18 protein-coding genes and 2 pseudogenes are annotated in these 13,762 nt (G+C 62.9%); 10 read left to right on the top strand and 10 right to left on the bottom strand.

From position 1 onward, the window contains the following. Positions 1–224 precede the first annotated feature (224 nt). Positions 225–965: a sulfotransferase family protein gene (locus FJ543_RS19025; protein WP_140716443.1), complete on the bottom strand. Its 741-nt coding sequence runs from the start codon at positions 963–965 to the stop codon at positions 225–227. 211 nt (positions 966–1,176) lie between these two features. Between FJ543_RS19025 and FJ543_RS19020 the strand changes: the two genes are divergently transcribed. After that, entirely contained in the window at positions 1,177–1,422 is a 246-nt protein-coding gene (locus FJ543_RS19020; RefSeq protein WP_015316854.1) for a hypothetical protein, read from the top strand. A 477-nt stretch (positions 1,423–1,899) separates the two neighbouring features. Continuing rightward, complete coding sequence (locus tag FJ543_RS19015; protein ID WP_015316855.1) at positions 1,900–2,199, top strand: DUF1236 domain-containing protein; 300 nt, start codon at positions 1,900–1,902, stop codon at positions 2,197–2,199. Positions 2,200–2,285: 86 nt separating this feature from the next. On the opposite strand, the gene yghU is transcribed toward FJ543_RS19015, so the two are convergent. Beyond that, entirely contained in the window at positions 2,286–3,152 is an 867-nt protein-coding gene (gene yghU, locus FJ543_RS19010; protein WP_015316856.1) for a glutathione-dependent disulfide-bond oxidoreductase, read from the bottom strand. A gap of 246 nt (positions 3,153–3,398) precedes the next feature. Between yghU and FJ543_RS19005 the strand changes: the two genes are divergently transcribed. Next, positions 3,399–4,304, top strand: coding sequence for a S1C family serine protease (locus tag FJ543_RS19005; protein ID WP_023775064.1), 906 nt, complete (start codon positions 3,399–3,401; stop codon positions 4,302–4,304). A 22-nt stretch (positions 4,305–4,326) separates the two neighbouring features. Further along, the gene (locus tag FJ543_RS19000; RefSeq protein ID WP_140876446.1) at positions 4,327–5,283 is read left to right on the top strand and encodes a LysR family transcriptional regulator; all 957 of its coding nucleotides are present in this window, start codon (positions 4,327–4,329) and stop codon (positions 5,281–5,283) included. Between the two features lie 24 nt (positions 5,284–5,307). Here the strand turns inward: FJ543_RS19000 and FJ543_RS18995 are convergent, their stop codons facing one another. Together FJ543_RS18995 and FJ543_RS18990 are read right to left on the bottom strand one after the other, a co-directional pair. Continuing rightward, positions 5,308–6,036, bottom strand: a complete 729-nt coding sequence (locus FJ543_RS18995; protein ID WP_140876444.1) for an SDR family oxidoreductase — start codon at positions 6,034–6,036, stop codon at positions 5,308–5,310. Positions 6,037–6,190: 154 nt separating this feature from the next. Continuing rightward, positions 6,191–6,646, bottom strand: coding sequence for a MarR family winged helix-turn-helix transcriptional regulator (locus tag FJ543_RS18990; protein WP_015316860.1), 456 nt, complete (start codon positions 6,644–6,646; stop codon positions 6,191–6,193). Between the two features lie 65 nt (positions 6,647–6,711). On the opposite strand from FJ543_RS18990, the gene FJ543_RS18985 reads away from it, so the two are divergent. Then, positions 6,712–7,185, top strand: coding sequence for a cupin domain-containing protein (locus FJ543_RS18985; RefSeq protein ID WP_140876442.1), 474 nt, complete (start codon positions 6,712–6,714; stop codon positions 7,183–7,185). Between the two features lie 24 nt (positions 7,186–7,209). On the opposite strand, the gene FJ543_RS18980 is transcribed toward FJ543_RS18985, so the two are convergent. Further along, positions 7,210–7,821: a hypothetical protein gene (locus FJ543_RS18980; RefSeq protein ID WP_015316862.1), complete on the bottom strand. Its 612-nt coding sequence runs from the start codon at positions 7,819–7,821 to the stop codon at positions 7,210–7,212. A 249-nt stretch (positions 7,822–8,070) separates the two neighbouring features. Between FJ543_RS18980 and FJ543_RS18975 the strand changes: the two genes are divergently transcribed. Beyond that, a complete protein-coding gene (locus FJ543_RS18975) occupies positions 8,071–8,670 on the top strand; it encodes a YdeI family protein (RefSeq protein WP_140725121.1) in 600 nt (199 codons plus the stop codon). Here FJ543_RS18975 and FJ543_RS18970 read toward each other — a convergent pair. Beyond that, a complete protein-coding gene (locus FJ543_RS18970) occupies positions 8,649–9,623 on the bottom strand; it encodes a LysR family transcriptional regulator (RefSeq protein ID WP_140876440.1) in 975 nt (324 codons plus the stop codon). The two genes, FJ543_RS18975 and FJ543_RS18970, sit on opposite strands and share 22 nt — an antisense overlap. A gap of 126 nt (positions 9,624–9,749) precedes the next feature. On the opposite strand from FJ543_RS18970, the gene FJ543_RS18965 reads away from it, so the two are divergent. The 4 genes and pseudogenes from FJ543_RS18965 to FJ543_RS31850 form a co-directional block, all read left to right on the top strand. After that, positions 9,750–10,229, top strand: a complete 480-nt coding sequence (locus FJ543_RS18965; RefSeq protein ID WP_015316865.1) for a carboxymuconolactone decarboxylase family protein — start codon at positions 9,750–9,752, stop codon at positions 10,227–10,229. Positions 10,230–10,284: 55 nt separating this feature from the next. Further along, positions 10,285–11,037, top strand: coding sequence for an SDR family oxidoreductase (locus FJ543_RS18960; RefSeq protein ID WP_140788450.1), 753 nt, complete (start codon positions 10,285–10,287; stop codon positions 11,035–11,037). A 43-nt stretch (positions 11,038–11,080) separates the two neighbouring features. Next, entirely contained in the window at positions 11,081–11,509 is a 429-nt protein-coding gene (locus FJ543_RS18955) for a cupin domain-containing protein (protein ID WP_140725130.1), read from the top strand. Positions 11,510–11,577: 68 nt separating this feature from the next. After that, positions 11,578–11,763: pseudogene (locus FJ543_RS31850) on the top strand (hypothetical protein); the annotation flags it as partial. 82 nt (positions 11,764–11,845) lie between these two features. On the opposite strand, the gene FJ543_RS18945 reads toward FJ543_RS31850, so the two are convergent. The 4 genes and pseudogenes from FJ543_RS18945 to FJ543_RS18925 all read right to left on the bottom strand — a co-directional run bounded on the left by FJ543_RS18945 (position 11,846) and on the right by FJ543_RS18925 (position 13,684). Further along, on the bottom strand, positions 11,846–12,334 hold the full coding sequence (locus FJ543_RS18945) for an Rrf2 family transcriptional regulator (protein ID WP_015316869.1): 489 nt from the start codon (positions 12,332–12,334) through the stop codon (positions 11,846–11,848). A 116-nt stretch (positions 12,335–12,450) separates the two neighbouring features. Beyond that, positions 12,451–12,618 (bottom strand): annotated as a pseudogene (locus FJ543_RS32300) (glutathione S-transferase family protein); the annotation flags it as partial. A gap of 308 nt (positions 12,619–12,926) precedes the next feature. Further along, positions 12,927–13,214: a hypothetical protein gene (locus FJ543_RS18930; protein WP_140876438.1), complete on the bottom strand. Its 288-nt coding sequence runs from the start codon at positions 13,212–13,214 to the stop codon at positions 12,927–12,929. Positions 13,215–13,369: 155 nt separating this feature from the next. Next, positions 13,370–13,684 carry an EthD family reductase gene (locus tag FJ543_RS18925; RefSeq protein ID WP_140663456.1) on the bottom strand — a complete coding sequence of 105 codons (315 nt, stop codon included), beginning with the start codon at positions 13,682–13,684 and terminating at the stop codon, positions 13,370–13,372. Between the last annotated feature and the right edge of the window lie 78 nt (positions 13,685–13,762).

Here is a 13,762-nt window from a genome sequence, read left to right as displayed (position 1 = left end):
TATGATCACCCGGCCTCGCCGCCAGGTTCAAGAATGGTAGCCTGCTCGGACAGGCATGGGCTGGTGACCGCCCGGCAGGGGAAGACAAGCGCAAAAGTTCCGGCGAGAGCCGCTGCCAGCCAGCCTACCCGCGTGAAAGCGGGTAGCTCTTGAGGTCGTTTGTTTCGGAGCGAAAAACTTGACCGCTCCATGCAGGCAAGGGATCGAACTGCCTGGGCTTGCCGTTACCCCAGCCACCACCACAATGCCGCGATCACCGCCGCGATGGCGGCCATCGTCAGCCCCAGCATGATGTAGGAGCCTTTGATGATGTCGCGGATGATCTTCTTGATCGTTTCGCGGTCGTTCAGGTTGGGGAAAGTTTCGTTTGGCTGGGCGACGTCGAGGAAATGGCAGAGCGGCCCCCAGCCTTCGCTGACGTTGAACACCAGCAGCTTTTCCGGCGGCACGGCTGCTTTCACTTCGTCGACATAGCTGGCGTAGCGGGCAACCGCCTTGTCGCGGTCACCCATGACGCCGGCCAACGTGCGGCCCCAGATGAGCTTGCGCGACATGTCGCCGAACTTGCGGCCGAACGGTGTGAGCCATTCCAGGATCTTGAACTGCCACAGGTTCTCGGTGAAGTAGATCGTGTCGATGGTGCTTTCATACCAGGCCTCGGCGCCGCGTGGGTGTAGTGTCAGGAGCACCTTGGCGTCGGGGTAGGCAGCCATCAATTCCTTCCAGACGCAGCAGCCTGGATTGTCGACGGTGGCCGTATAGTTTGCGAACACGCGGTTCCAGTCGTGCTGGGTGCCGGGCGGGCTGTTGGCCACCGCGCGCCAGAAATCAAGATGGCCCTTATTGGCCTTGTTCATGATCACTTCCTGCATGTGATAGCAGGGCAGGCCGAGCCTGTTAAGCGCTGCAAAGGTCGACCATGTGCCGGTGCGGCCGAAACCGGCGCCGATAAGCTTGAGCGTCATTTCCAATCCCCACCGGACTTCTTTTCCCTGATATCGCGGTCCGTGAGCATCAAACTGCTCCTGCCGGGGCCGCCCCGCAACAAACTTCTACATGGATGCCTAGGTGGACGCCATACTTGCGTAGTTGCTAAAATAATGAAAGCCTGTGCGCGGGTATGGAGATGGGCAGGGAGTCGCCGGACCGGAATCGGTTCGGCGATCTTGATGGTCGATGTATTTTGGGTCTTTTCTCGTCGGGATGTCGGCGACCACGATCGTTGTCGCAGTGTGGACCTATATTGCTACCGGTTCGTTCTGGGTGGCGCTTGGCTGGACAGTGGTGGTCCTGGTCGTCCTGCAGGTCGGCTATTTCGTGCTCGTCGTGGGGCTGATCTACAGGCGCGCGCAAAACGTCGCGATGAGCCCGGATGCAGTCAACCCGGTGCCGCCGCTCCATCGGGACGGCGTCCGATTCTGACGAAGAGCTCCCGCTCCGGTATCGAGCGTTGCGCACCTTCCGCCAAATCGCGGCGGCCGGTGGAACGAAGCTGTGATGCGTGGGTTTTTCCTGCCGCGATCGGTGAGGCGCCACCTCCACCGGTCCGTTGAAGGCCCGTTCTGCTCCCGGCAGGGCGGGCCTTTTTTGGAGGCCCGGTAGAGTATTTGGAACGACACTCTTCGCTATACGTTAGTTGTTCCTAAGGAGCGGGCAATCCGAGAAAGAGGCGACATTGCTTGCGCTGCAACGCGCGATGCTTTTGCTATTTCCGCAAATTGGAAGAAGTTTCTTCAGAAAAGCAAAGCATATCAGTGCCTATCTTCACATGTGTGCATAATAAAATGTGGCATGTTTCTGGTTGCGCGCCACATTTATTTCATAAACAAGGATGGAACCTCCCAGTTGCGTGAGAGTTTTCCCTGAGGCGGAGCGAAATACCCAATCATGGAGGTTGTTATGAAGCATTATCTTACGAGCGCCGCGGCTGCCATCGTCCTGCTGGGCGGCGTCGGAGCGGCCCTGGCGGACACGATCGTGGTCCAGCCGGAACAGGAGACGGTGGTTCGCGAATACATCAAGAAGGAGCCGCTGGCGTCGGTGAACCTTCTGGGCGTCGAGCTCAAGCTCGGCTCGTCCGTGCCGGACAAGGTCGAACTGCGCGAGGTCCCCAATGTCAAGTATCGCGTTGCGGTGATCAACGATCAGACCGTGCTGGTCGACCCGGACACCCGTCAGATCGTGGAAGTTCTTCACTGATCCGTCTCATGCATCAAGCAAAAAGCCCATCACCGATTTAATCCGGTGATGGGCTTTTTGCTTGTCGCCCGCCAGTTCTCCAGAATTTACTCGGCGGCCAGCTTGTCCTGCGTCCTGGTGTCGAAGTCGCTGGCGTCATGGCGTTCGTGCAGTTGCATGGACGGTTCGCCAAAGGCGCGGTTGACCATGCGGCCACGCTGGACAGCCGGCCGTTCGTCGATCGCCTTTGCCCAGCGCTGAACGTGCTTGTAATCCTGAACCGACAGGAATTCGGCGGAATCATTGTACATCCGGCCGAGCGCCAACCCGCCATACCAGGGCCAGACCGCCATATCGGCGACCGAATAATCCTTGCCACCGAGATACTCGACCTCGGCCAACCGGCGGTCGAGTACGTCCATCTGCCGCTTCACCTCCATCGAGAAGCGGTCGATGGCGTATTCGAACTTCTCCGGCGCATAGGCGTAGAAATGGCCAAAACCGCCGCCGAGGTAGGGCGCAGAACCCATCTGCCAAAACAGCCAGGACAGCACTTCCGCCCGGGCCGGTTGTTCGGTGGGCAGGAATTCACCGAATTTTTCGGCGAGATAGACCAGGATCGAGCCGGATTCGAACACGCGGAGCGGGGTCTTGCCGCTGCGATCCATCAGGGCGGGGATCTTGGAATTGGGATTGACCTCGACAAAGCCGCTGCCGAACTGGTCGCCATCGTTGATCCGGATCAGCCAGGCGTCGTATTCGGCGCCCTTGTGGCCAAGCGCCAGAAGCTCCTCCAGCATCACCGTTACCTTGACGCCGTTCGGCGTCGCCAGCGAATAAAGCTGCAGCGGGTGCTTGCCGACGGGCAGGTCCTTGTCATGCGTCGGACCGGCGATCGGCCGGTTGATGCTGGCAAAGGTGCCGCCATTGGCCTTGTTCCAGGTCCATACTTTCGGCGGGGTGTATTCGGTCATTGCGCGGCCTCGTGTCGTGGGAAGGATGGATAGGCGTTTATAGGTAGGGCTGTGGAGGGGGAAGTTCAACTTGTGTTGAACTATGTTAATCTTGGGCCGCCGCATTGTCCTGCCGGGCGTTCGAACCTCGAAAGGCCAAGTGATTGGCTTCGTGGTCCATGGCCACCGTTCTCACCCCTTGCGCCTTCTCCCGCGTGGCATACCTATACAGCAAGCCGCCAGGCATTCGCATCGCAGGACAAAATCATGACCATCAATCCCAATCCGCGCTCCGTGGTTGCCGTGCGGGCGACCGTTCCGGAGGATGCCTTCACGGCCGGGGCCCTCGGCACGCTCAGGGAAGGCAGCGGCGTCGTCATCCGCGATGACGGGCTGGTGCTGACCATCGGCTATCTCATCACCGAGGCGGAAGAGGTCTGGCTGACCTCGCATGACGGCCGTGTCATTCCCGCGCATGCGCTGGCCTACGACCAGGAATCAGGCTTTGGCCTCGTCCAGGCGCTGGCGCCGACCGGCCTGCCGGCCGTGGCGCTGGGCGATGCCGGCAAGGCCAGGATCGGCGACGCGGTGGTGCTTGCCGACGGCATCGGCCGGGCAGTCGAGGCCAAGATCGTCACCAAGCAGGAATTCGCCGGCTATTGGGAGTATCTGCTCGACGAGGCGATCTTCATAGCGCCGGCGCATCCGTCCTGGGGCGGCGCGCCCTTGTTCAGCGCCGAGGGCGCACTGCTCGGCATCGGTTCGCTGCGCCTGCAGATGAGCCGCGCCGGCGAGGTGGCCGATATCAACATGGTGGTGCCGATCGACCTGTTGCCGCCGATCCTCGACGACCTGCTGACGCGTGGCCAGGTGGCTAAGCCGCCGCGCCCGTGGCTCGGGGCGCTGTCGGCCGAAAGCGACGGCAAGGTGGTGGTGATGAGCGTGACCGAGGGCGGCCCGGCCGCCAAGGCCGGCCTGCGCGAAGGCGACGTCATCTCCGAGGTTCGCGACGGCGCGGTCGACGGGCTCGCCGATTTCTATCGCAAGCTGTGGGAAAGCGGTTCGGCCGGTGCCGAGATCCCGATGCGGGTGGTGCGCGACGGCCGCGAAACGTGGCTGCGTGTGAAATCCGCCGACCGCGGCAGTTTCCTGAAAAAGCCGCAGCTGCAGTAGGCCGGGCGATTTCGGCCAGCCGATGCATCCAAGACTGCTCAAGACCTTCCTCGCGGTGGCGCGCTGCCGTACCGTCACGCGCGCCGCCGAGACGGTTCATCTCGCCCAGTCGAGTGTGAGCGACCAGGTCCAGTCGCTGGAGGCCGAGCTTGGCGCTGTCTTGTTCACGCGCTCGAAGTCGGGCCTGGAACTGACGCCGGCGGGACTGGTGTTGAAGCCTATCGCCGAGGAATTGCTGCGGCTCGATGCCGAAGCGCGGGCGGCGGTGCTCGCTGTGGCGGGACAGACCAGCGGAGCGCTGACCATCGGCGCGCTGGAGACGATCGCCTCGGCCCGGCTGGCGCCCTGGCTGCCGGGGTTCCAGGCCAGTTATCCTGATATCGCCGTGCGCATGAAAGTGACTGATAGCGGCGCGCTGCTGCGCCTGCTGGAGGAGGGCGACATCGATGTCGCCTTCTGTTTCGAGCGCCGCGATATGTCCAACGGCGGCGCCAATCAGCGCTTCGCCAGGCGCACGATTTTGGCCGAACCGCTGGCGCTGGTCACCGCGCCGGGGCAGAAGCCGGTTCCGTGCGACCTGGCCGCCCTTGCCGCGCTGCGCTTCGTGGCAACGGAGCCTGGATGCATCTACCGGCACATGTTCGACACCGCCTTTGGAGAGGCGGGCACTGGTACGCCTGAACTTGCCGCCGAAGTCGGCAGCATCGGTGCCATTGCCCGGCTGGTGGCGGCCGGCGCGGGGCTGGGCCTCATTCCACGTCTGGCGGTCAGCGACGCGCTCAAGCGTCGTGAGCTGATCGAACTGCCTTGGCCTGGCCCGGAACAGGCGGCGCCGCTGACGATGATCTGGCGGCGCCGGCGCGTCCAGCCGCCGGCATTGCGCCGACTGCTCGCCGCCGCGCGCGACATGCAGGCGCCGGCATCCTCGAAAGCCAGTTCAGACGCTGAATCCTCAAGCCGCTCCAAGGTCCTGCTTTAAAAGCATTTCGCAGAGCCGTCCGTTTTAGACGAGACGATGTCCGCCCTCGACGTGGAGCGTCGTGCCGGTGGCAAAGCCATTGCCGATGAGGAAGGCGATCGCGTCGGCGATGTCCTCGGGCTGGCCGATCCTGCCGACCGGCAGCCGCTCGGCCATCACCGCAAGCGTGTCTGCCTTCCTGTCGCCCGCCACTTGCGCCCAAATTTCGGTATCGACCCAGCCGGGTGACACCGCGTTGACGCGGAGCGGCGCGAGTTCTATGGCCAACGCCCGCACCAGCCCTTCGAGCGCGGCATTGACGGCGGCGACGACCGAGCCGCGCGCGGCCGGCCGGTAGGCGGCGATGCCGGAGACGAAGGTCATCGATCCAGCCACTGCCAACCGTGGCGCACCATGCTTGGCAAGCAGCAGCGGGCCGAAGAGCTTGCTGTCGACCACGCGTTGCGCCGCCTCGAGACCGAGCTCCGGCAGCAGCCGGTAGGCGCCTTCGATGTCGGCGGCGGTGCTGACGATATGGTCGAGGCCGCCGATCCCGGCGAACAACGCCCCGACCTGGTCTTCCCGCGCAATATCGACAGTGGCCATCCCCAGCCCTGCGGGATTGCCCAGCGCCTCACGCGCCTGCCGCAGCCTGTCCTCGCCACGCCCGGCGATGATGACTTCGGCCCCGGCTTCGAGGCAGCGCCTTGCAAGCGCGAGGCCCATGCCGGATCCGCCGCCGACGATCAGGATTCTCTGGTTCGAAATGCTCATTCCGCTCTGCCTTCGTTGGTTGGACAAGAGCAGGGAATTGGCAGCTCGATGCGGTGAGGGGAAACGGAAGAAACCGATGGTGCTATCGGAGATGCCGATTGGTCCCGACGCGGTGCGGTTTGGAAACCCGATTGCCTCGATGGCCGGAGCTTGCTCAACGGGCCAGCGGGCTATCCCAGACTGCGAACAAGAGCGCTTTAAGTTCGGCGAAGCGCTTCGGCCCAAGTTCGGTGCGCCAGTCCTCCTCGATGTCGCGCAATATGTCGACCATTTTCCAGAAAGCGGCGTGGCCGCGCTCGGTGGACCGCACCACGCGCGCGCTGCCTTCGCCGTCGGAGCGGACGAGATAACCGTAGCCTTCCAGACTGGTGAGCAGCTGGTTGATGGCCTGCTTGCTCATGCCGGCACGCTCGGCGATCGTGCCGGGCCGCGCGCCGTCCGGGCCGGGAAACTGCAGCACGGCCATATGCGGCAGACGCAGTTCGTCGAAGCCGGCGGCATTGAGCTCCCTGATCAGCCGGCGCTGGATCGCCTGGGCTGGCACGCGCAGCAGGGCGCCGATCAAAAGATCCTCGGTCTTGGTCTGCAGAACTTCGGTGGAGGTGGCCATTGACGATCCGGTAAATTGAGTTTACTGATGACTAGTAAATGTAATTTACCGGAGGGGTTTGCGCAATGTCATCCATGAATCCTGGGGTCAACCCAGCCGATGAAACCATCGGCACCAAGGGGCTGTCGGTCCGTTTCCTTGTGTCAGGCGAAAATTCGAACGGCAGCGTCGCCGCTTTCGAACTGATGGTGCCAAGCGCGCAGCGCTTGCCCGCGCCGGCGCACAGCCACGACCATTACGAGGAAACGATCTACGGCATTGACGGGGTTTTGACCTGGACCGTGAACGGCAAGCCGATCGAGGTTGGGCCGGGGGAGGCGCTGTGCATTCCACGCGGCGCCGTCCACCGCTTCGACAATAACGGCACCCGGGATGCCAAGACGCTGTGCGTCATCACGCCGGCGGCAATTGGTCCGGACTATTTCCGCGAGATATTCGGTCTGCTTAACGCCGCTGCCGGCGGGCCGCCCGACAAAGCTGCCATGATGGAGATCATGCGCCGCCATGGCCTGACGCCGGCAATGCCGCCACCGGCCTGATGCCGGCCGAAGCCCAGCGAGCCATTATTCCTGGCAAGCAGCGAAGGCGTCGCCCGAGTTCCAGTCCCGGAATGCGATGGTCTTGCCTTCCGCCGACACGGTCTTGTGCTTCGTGCTGCCGTCCGGCTGCTGCTTCGAGCTGGTGCCCTTGCCGGTCAGCACATTGTAGTCACAGGCGCTGGCGGCATTCTCCTGCAGGTAATCATCGGAATCGTAGGCGAAGCCGGCAACGATGAAGGCGCCGTTGCGGTAGGCCACGGTCAGCGTCTGGTTGGTGCGCTCGCTGCCGATCTCCGGCGCCGGCAGATGGAATTTGATCGACCCGTTGGGCAGCATTGTCAGCTCCGGCTCGGCGTCGGAGTTTTCGTAGCCCGCCCGGTCGTAGCCGTTCCACTCGCCACCGATCTGTTCGCGCACGATCTCGACAGGCTTGAGGTAATTGTGCTCCTTGTCCCCGAGGAAGAAATGGATGTCCATCGGGTCGGTCGGGCCGGTCTCGACCACCATGGCAAGGTCGGGAGCGCCGTCGCCGTTGAAGTCGCCGGTCAGCGCGGTGATGATCTTGCGGGTTTCGATCGGTTCGGCCAGCGCCACGCCCGGCAGCAACAAGGCAAGGCCGAAGAGCAGAGATTTCATTGCGGCATATCCCCCCGCGTGGCATTTGTGGTCCTATAGCACGGTGGGGAAGCGTCGTGCTCCTCCATCTGGTCGGGCGCGCTTCAGCCGCAACGCGGCAATCCATGGTGTGTTTCCAACTTCATGACAGCGTCTCCACTGCTGACGGGAATTGACAGTGGGCGATGCCATGATGCCGAGACCGCAGGATGACGGAGGCAAGATGACAGGGGCCCCAGCGACAACAATTCTGAGCCGGCAGGCCCGCTGATGGCTCCGGTCAAGGTCGATCCCGAAAAGGTCAGGGAATTTCCCGACGCGGCCAGTTTCCATACCTGGCTCGGCCAGCACCACGCCACGGAAACCGAAGTGTGGATCAAGGTTCACAAGGTGGGCTCGGGACTGAAGTCGATCACACCGAAGGAAGCCATCGACGTCGCGCTGTGCTTCGGCTGGATCGACGCCGTGCGCAAGGGGCTGGACGAGAACAGTTTCCTGCAGCGCTACACGCCGCGCGGCAAAAAAAGCATCTGGAGCAAGATCAACATCGACAATGTCGCGCGGCTCATCGAGGAGGGCCGCATGACCGAGCACGGGCTGAAACAGGTCGAGGCGGCCAAGGCCGACGGGCGCTGGGCACGTGCCTATGGCAGCGGCAAGGAGATGAAAATCCCCGATGATTTGCAAGCGGCGATCGATGCCGAGCCGGCGGCCAAGGCGATGTTGGAAAAGCTCAGCGCGCAGAACCGCTTCTCGCTCGCCTTCCGCACCCACAACATGAAGACCGAAGCCGGGCGCAAGAAGAAGATCGAAGCCTTCGTGGCGATGCTGAAGCGCGGCGAGACGATCTATCCGCAGGGAAAGAAATAGCAGCCTTCAGACGCGGTAGTGTGGGTCAAGGGTCCGGGAATTGTCCGCACGGGCGCCGACGCCATCAAGACATCGCCGCGGACGGCCTGGATAAGAAAGTCGAGCACCGTTGTCACACGCAGCGGGATATTCCGGCGGGACGGGTAGACGACATTGATCGGCAGGCGCGTCGGCGGAAAATCCGGCATCAGCTTGACCAGCCTGCCCGCTTCGATGTCCGATCCGGCGAGGATGTGGGAAAGCACCGCAAGCCCGGCTCCCGCCAGGGTCGCGCGATGGACGGCCATCGAATTGTTGGCGACGAGGCGGGGCTCAATCCGCAGAACCACTTCCTCCGCTCCACTGGAGAACGACCACGACCGGCCGTCCCCGCCACGGCTGTAGCAAATGCAGGAGTGATCCTTGATGTCTTGCGGCGTTCGCGGTGTGTCGCGCCCCTCGATGTAGGCTGGCGAGGCCACGAGAAAGGCTGTTGTCCAGCCGATCCGGCGGCAGATCAGGCTGCTGTCACAGACCGGCCCGAGGCGTACCTCTAGATCGATCGCATTCGCGACCACGTCCGACGGTTCATCCCGAAGGAGCAGTTCGACCTGAAGTGCCGGATGGCGCTCCAACAGCCCTGCCAGACGGTCGCTGAGGAAGAAGCCGAGGGGCGTCGGCAGGCTGAGCCTAACCTTTCCGGATATGGCTGCCGCTTCGGCGCCGCTGGCTTCGCCGAGCGCTTCGACCGCTTCGATGACGCGCAGCGCCATCGGCAGCATCCGTTCACCCTCCGCCGTCAAGGCGAGCGCGCTCGTCGTGCGATGCAGGAGGCGCGTCTTGAGATGCGATTCTAGCGCGGAGACCTGCCGGGATACAGCCGGCTGCGTCAGATTGAGGTCGATGGCGGCCGCTGAGAAGGATTTTGTCTGCGCCACCCGCAGGAACGTTCGCAACGCCGATACGACGTCCATCCTCGCCCTCATACTTTTCGACATAAGCCTTATGTTCGCATCGTAGGCGGGTGGCGCTTTACTGTCCAGTCATTATGGATATTAATTGTCCTTAAGGACACAAGATATCCAAAAAAAGGAAAAGCCATGACGCAGCGCCTGAACGCCGCCCAGCAATCGCCTGAACTCTTCAAGAAGCTCCTCGATTTCAGCATGGCCGAGACACATGGCGCGATCGAAGAGAAGCTCCGCGATCTGGTCCACGTCAGGGCATCCCAGATCAATGGCTGCGCCTTCTGCCTCGACATGCACGTCAAGGAAGCAAAGATCCACGGCGAGAGCGAGCTGCGGCTGTACCATCTCGCCGTCTGGCGCGAATCGATCCTATTCATTCCCCGAGAACGTGCCGCCCTTGCCTGGACCGAAGCCGTCACCAAACTCCCCGAAGGCGGTATCCCGGACGAGCTCTATGAACGCGTGCGCGGGCAGCTTTCGGAGAAGGAAATCTCCGACCTCACCTTCTCGATCATGGCCATCAACGCCTGGAACCGTGTCAGCGTCGCCTTCAAGACCGTGCCCGGCTCCGCGGACAAGCTCTACGGCCTCGACAAGGCCGGCCTGAACTGACCTCTCCCTCAACGAAACCAGCAACGACGCGGCGCGACCGCGAACGGAGACTATCATGAAAATCGTCATCATCGGGGGCACCGGGCTTATCGGCTCCAAGACGGTCGAACGGCTGCGCAAGCAGGGCTGCGAGGTGGTTGCCGCCGCCCCGAATACCGGCGTCAACACCATCACGGGCGAAGGCCTGGAGGCGGCGCTGGCTGGCGCCGAGGTCGTCATCGACCTCGCCAATTCACCTTCGTTCGAGGACCAGCCCGCCATGGATTTCTTCACCACTTCGGGCCGCAACCTGCTCGCCGCGGGCAAAGTTGCCGGGGTCAGGCACCACATCGCGCTCTCGGTTGTCGGGACCGAACGCCTGCAGGACTGCGGCTATTTTCGCGCCAAGCTCGTCCAGGAAGAGCTGATCAAGGCCTCCGGCATCCCCTACACCATCGTTCATTCGACGCAGTTCATGGAATTCCTGGCCAGCATCGCCAAGTCCGGCACGGTCGGCGAGGCCGTGCACCTGTCGCCGGCCTATGTGCAGCCTATCGCATCGGACGACGTCGCCGATGCGATGGCCGGGATCGCGCTCGGCGCGCCGATCAACGGCATGATCGAGATTTCCGGTCCGGAGCGTGCGCGCATGAGCGAACTCGTCGCCCGCTACCTCAAGGCTGTCGGCGATCCCCGCGAGGTCGTGGCTGATCCGGAGGCGCTCTACTTCGGCGCGAGGCTGAACGACACTTCGCTCGTCTCCGACAACAATCCGCGCCTTGGCCGCATCACCTTCGAGCAATGGTTCGCCACCGCGGCGCGGAAATGACCGCCAGGATGCGCCGTAGCTCAACACAAAAAGGAGTTTTCGAATGATCAAGTCAATCGCCATCGCGCTCGCCCTGACGGCGGCACTGGCCGGCCCGGTTGGAGCCAAGGAGGCCCATCGCGCCGGCGAGAAGGCCGCCAAGGTCACCCTCGTCTATGAGCATGAACTGCCGAATGCCCCCGGCAAGAGCATCAAGGGCATCCTCGTCGAATATGGCCCGGGCGGCTATTCGGAGGCGCATACGCATCCAAGCTCCGCCTTCATCTATGCCACCGTTCTGGAAGGCTCCATCCGCAGCCAGGTCAACGACGACCCGGTCAAGGTCTACAAGGCCGGCGAGAGCTTTTCGGAGATGCCGGGTGATCGCCACAGTGTTAGCGAAAACGGCAGCGAGACGAAGCCCGCGAAGCTGCTGGCGGTGTTCGTGGTCGATAGCGCCCAGAAGGAAATGACCTATCCGGCCAAGAAATAGGGGCGTAAGGCCGGTCGCCCTTCCTCGCGTCCGGCCCTGCCGCCAGCCAAAATACTGTCGGTGAGCCCATGTTCGGCGATTATCATTTCTTGGCTCTGGTCTTGATCAACCTTCTCGGGCTTGCCGGCATCGTCGTCTGGTATTTCCAGGGCCGTGGGCGTCCCATGGCACGCCTGAGGCCGCGAGAAGCGCGCCTGCTCCAGGACCTGGTGGTCGCCGCCATCTATCTCGGCGTGGCGCTGTCGATAACGGGCGCCCGGAACGATGCGGGCATGGCTAGCCGCCTGCATGCCGGCGACGGGAGACCGGCCGCCCGCGACGGTCATGCGGCCACGTTCATCCGGCGCGCTCTAGCACCCATTCGAAGCTGTTTTTCCAAAGCTCCGCGGGGATGTCGAGCGCCAACGCTTCGGTGAGGTCGGAAAGCCTGACGGCGCGCAATTTTGCGCGCCAGGCCTCATCGGCCTCCCACATGATGCGCGCCACCGGGCAAGGATTGCTTTCGCAATAGCCCTGGGGACGACACGGATTGTTCTCGCGGATATTGTTGCAGACAAACGTCCGCGCCTTGCCCTCAACCGCCTCCACGATGTCGAGGAAGGTCAGCTCTGCCGGCGTCCGCGCCAACCGGTATCCACCCGACGGCCCCAGCGTCGTGTGCACCAGTCCCGCCTGCGACAGGCTTTGCAGTGCCTTGGAGAGATATTCCTTGGGAAGGCCGTGGAACTCGGCAAGCGCTTTTGTGGAGAGATACCGCCCCTCGGGCAGACCGGCGAGAATGGCGCAGCAGTGCAGTGCCCATTCGACTTGGCTTTTCAGGATCATCCACGGGTTCCCGGGCCGGTACCGACCGACCTATTAAGGATAAAAAGTATCCCTATTCCACCGCGGTGTAAACAGAGACGGATTCTGGCGGGAGCCAAATCCGTCAGCGCATGCGCTCAGGCTCCGGAATGCGGATCGATACCGTAGGGATGGACGGGGTAGCCGGGTCCGATGGCATCGCGCACGCGCTCCGTCCATGCGGCGAACGCCGGATAGTCCGCGAGCGAAAAGCCGCAATCCCCGGCGCGATGGCTGTAGGCATAGACGGCGATGTCGGCGACGGTGAAGTCGCTGCCGGCGAGGCAAGGGGCGGCCGGCATCGTCTGGGCCGCGACCTTGCCGGACGACGGCCCGACCGGCGGCTTTTTTCGCGATGGCAAGAGATTGCCGTGGTGACGGCGGGACTGCCGTGGTGATGGCGTGCAGAATTCCTCGACCGCGTTCTACCCGGATTCCATCTAGATCCGTCATCAGGACTTTGCCGCCATCCAGCAAAGGCAAGACACGCTGTGCGAGGGCGGACCGCTCGCGGCATTGCCCGTGGGAAAAAGCCGCCCTTTTCGTGACGGGTTTCAAGGATGATGACTGCTCGTCACTGGTTGAGGTCGACCGGTGTCACACCGAGGAGCTTCAGGGCGTTGGCGTAGGTCCGGATGCCTTGCGCCTGCTTGCTTTCGGCACAGAACCGGTTCGCCTTGTCCTGCAGTGCCGTTGCCTGCGCGATCTGGCTCGCACTGGCACCGGGCCTGGCCTTGGTCTGGATGGCGCCGTCGAGTTGAAGACCGAGCCGGCTGCAATATTCGCTACGGGTGATCGCCGCCTCCGCACCCGACTGTGCGCCCGCGAGCATGGCCAGCGAAATGCCTGCTAGGGCACTCATCCATCCGGTCGAATGTCGTTGCATCGCGGGCAGCATCCCTTTGCATTGGTGGCGACCGCTGTCCGGTTGCCACGAACATGTTATGCCCGACGATGTTTTCCTCAGTTTTTCCCGGATGTTGAATCTTGTTTCTGGAGTGTTTCTGGCGGTCGGGATCACACCTCGTCGGCGTCGAACAACAGCATCGTCAGATCGTCGTCGCCCGGAGCCAGTATCCGCCGGTCGGCGGCGCAGGCGACGCCGACTTCCGAGGCGAAGGCGGCGCGGATGTCTTCGAGGCTGTCGAAATACAATGTTCCCACCAGATAAGGCATCTCGCCCGCCGAGAGCTTGACGATGGGCCGCCTGCTGACATCATAGCGCCGCAGCCCGGGAAGCTTCTTGGCAAGCGGTATGTGAACGTCGAAATAGTGGCGGTCGAAGGCGGCCGGATCGGCCGGGGTTTTGTAGATCACGAGCATCTTGGCCATTGCCATGGTCCTGTCCTGTTGGCGTTTCTGGTCTGGCCGTGCAGGCCACCGCGCCAAAGTCGTTCGAGAAGGGCGGAT

Source organism: Mesorhizobium sp. B2-5-7, assembly GCF_006440875.1.
Classification (GTDB): domain Bacteria; phylum Pseudomonadota; class Alphaproteobacteria; order Rhizobiales; family Rhizobiaceae; genus Mesorhizobium; species Mesorhizobium australicum.
This window is presented reverse-complemented; position numbering and strand designations above follow the sequence as displayed.

Excerpts from the sequence above, each read along its gene's own strand:
- FJ543_RS18945 (WP_015316869.1), bottom strand. The coding sequence starts at position 12,334 with ATGATCCTGAAAAGCCAAGTCGAATGGGCACTGCACTGCTGCGCCATT.
- FJ543_RS18955 (WP_140725130.1), top strand. The coding sequence starts at position 11,081 with ATGATCAAGTCAATCGCCATCGCGCTCGCCCTGACGGCGGCACTGGCC.
- FJ543_RS19000 (WP_140876446.1), top strand. The coding sequence starts at position 4,327 with ATGCATCCAAGACTGCTCAAGACCTTCCTCGCGGTGGCGCGCTGCCGT.
- FJ543_RS18990 (WP_015316860.1), bottom strand. The coding sequence starts at position 6,646 with ATGGCCACCTCCACCGAAGTTCTGCAGACCAAGACCGAGGATCTTTTG.
- yghU (WP_015316856.1), bottom strand. The coding sequence starts at position 3,152 with ATGACCGAATACACCCCGCCGAAAGTATGGACCTGGAACAAGGCCAAT.
- FJ543_RS18995 (WP_140876444.1), bottom strand. The coding sequence starts at position 6,036 with ATGAGCATTTCGAACCAGAGAATCCTGATCGTCGGCGGCGGATCCGGC.
- FJ543_RS18965 (WP_015316865.1), top strand. The coding sequence starts at position 9,750 with ATGACGCAGCGCCTGAACGCCGCCCAGCAATCGCCTGAACTCTTCAAG.
- FJ543_RS18925 (WP_140663456.1), bottom strand. The coding sequence starts at position 13,684 with ATGGCCAAGATGCTCGTGATCTACAAAACCCCGGCCGATCCGGCCGCC.
- FJ543_RS18960 (WP_140788450.1), top strand. The coding sequence starts at position 10,285 with ATGAAAATCGTCATCATCGGGGGCACCGGGCTTATCGGCTCCAAGACG.
- FJ543_RS19025 (WP_140716443.1), bottom strand. The coding sequence starts at position 965 with ATGACGCTCAAGCTTATCGGCGCCGGTTTCGGCCGCACCGGCACATGG.
- FJ543_RS19005 (WP_023775064.1), top strand. The coding sequence starts at position 3,399 with ATGACCATCAATCCCAATCCGCGCTCCGTGGTTGCCGTGCGGGCGACC.
- FJ543_RS19020 (WP_015316854.1), top strand. The coding sequence starts at position 1,177 with ATGTATTTTGGGTCTTTTCTCGTCGGGATGTCGGCGACCACGATCGTT.
- FJ543_RS18980 (WP_015316862.1), bottom strand. The coding sequence starts at position 7,821 with ATGAAATCTCTGCTCTTCGGCCTTGCCTTGTTGCTGCCGGGCGTGGCG.
- FJ543_RS18970 (WP_140876440.1), bottom strand. The coding sequence starts at position 9,623 with ATGGACGTCGTATCGGCGTTGCGAACGTTCCTGCGGGTGGCGCAGACA.
- FJ543_RS18930 (WP_140876438.1), bottom strand. The coding sequence starts at position 13,214 with ATGAGTGCCCTAGCAGGCATTTCGCTGGCCATGCTCGCGGGCGCACAG.
- FJ543_RS19015 (WP_015316855.1), top strand. The coding sequence starts at position 1,900 with ATGAAGCATTATCTTACGAGCGCCGCGGCTGCCATCGTCCTGCTGGGC.
- FJ543_RS18985 (WP_140876442.1), top strand. The coding sequence starts at position 6,712 with ATGTCATCCATGAATCCTGGGGTCAACCCAGCCGATGAAACCATCGGC.
- FJ543_RS18975 (WP_140725121.1), top strand. The coding sequence starts at position 8,071 with ATGGCTCCGGTCAAGGTCGATCCCGAAAAGGTCAGGGAATTTCCCGAC.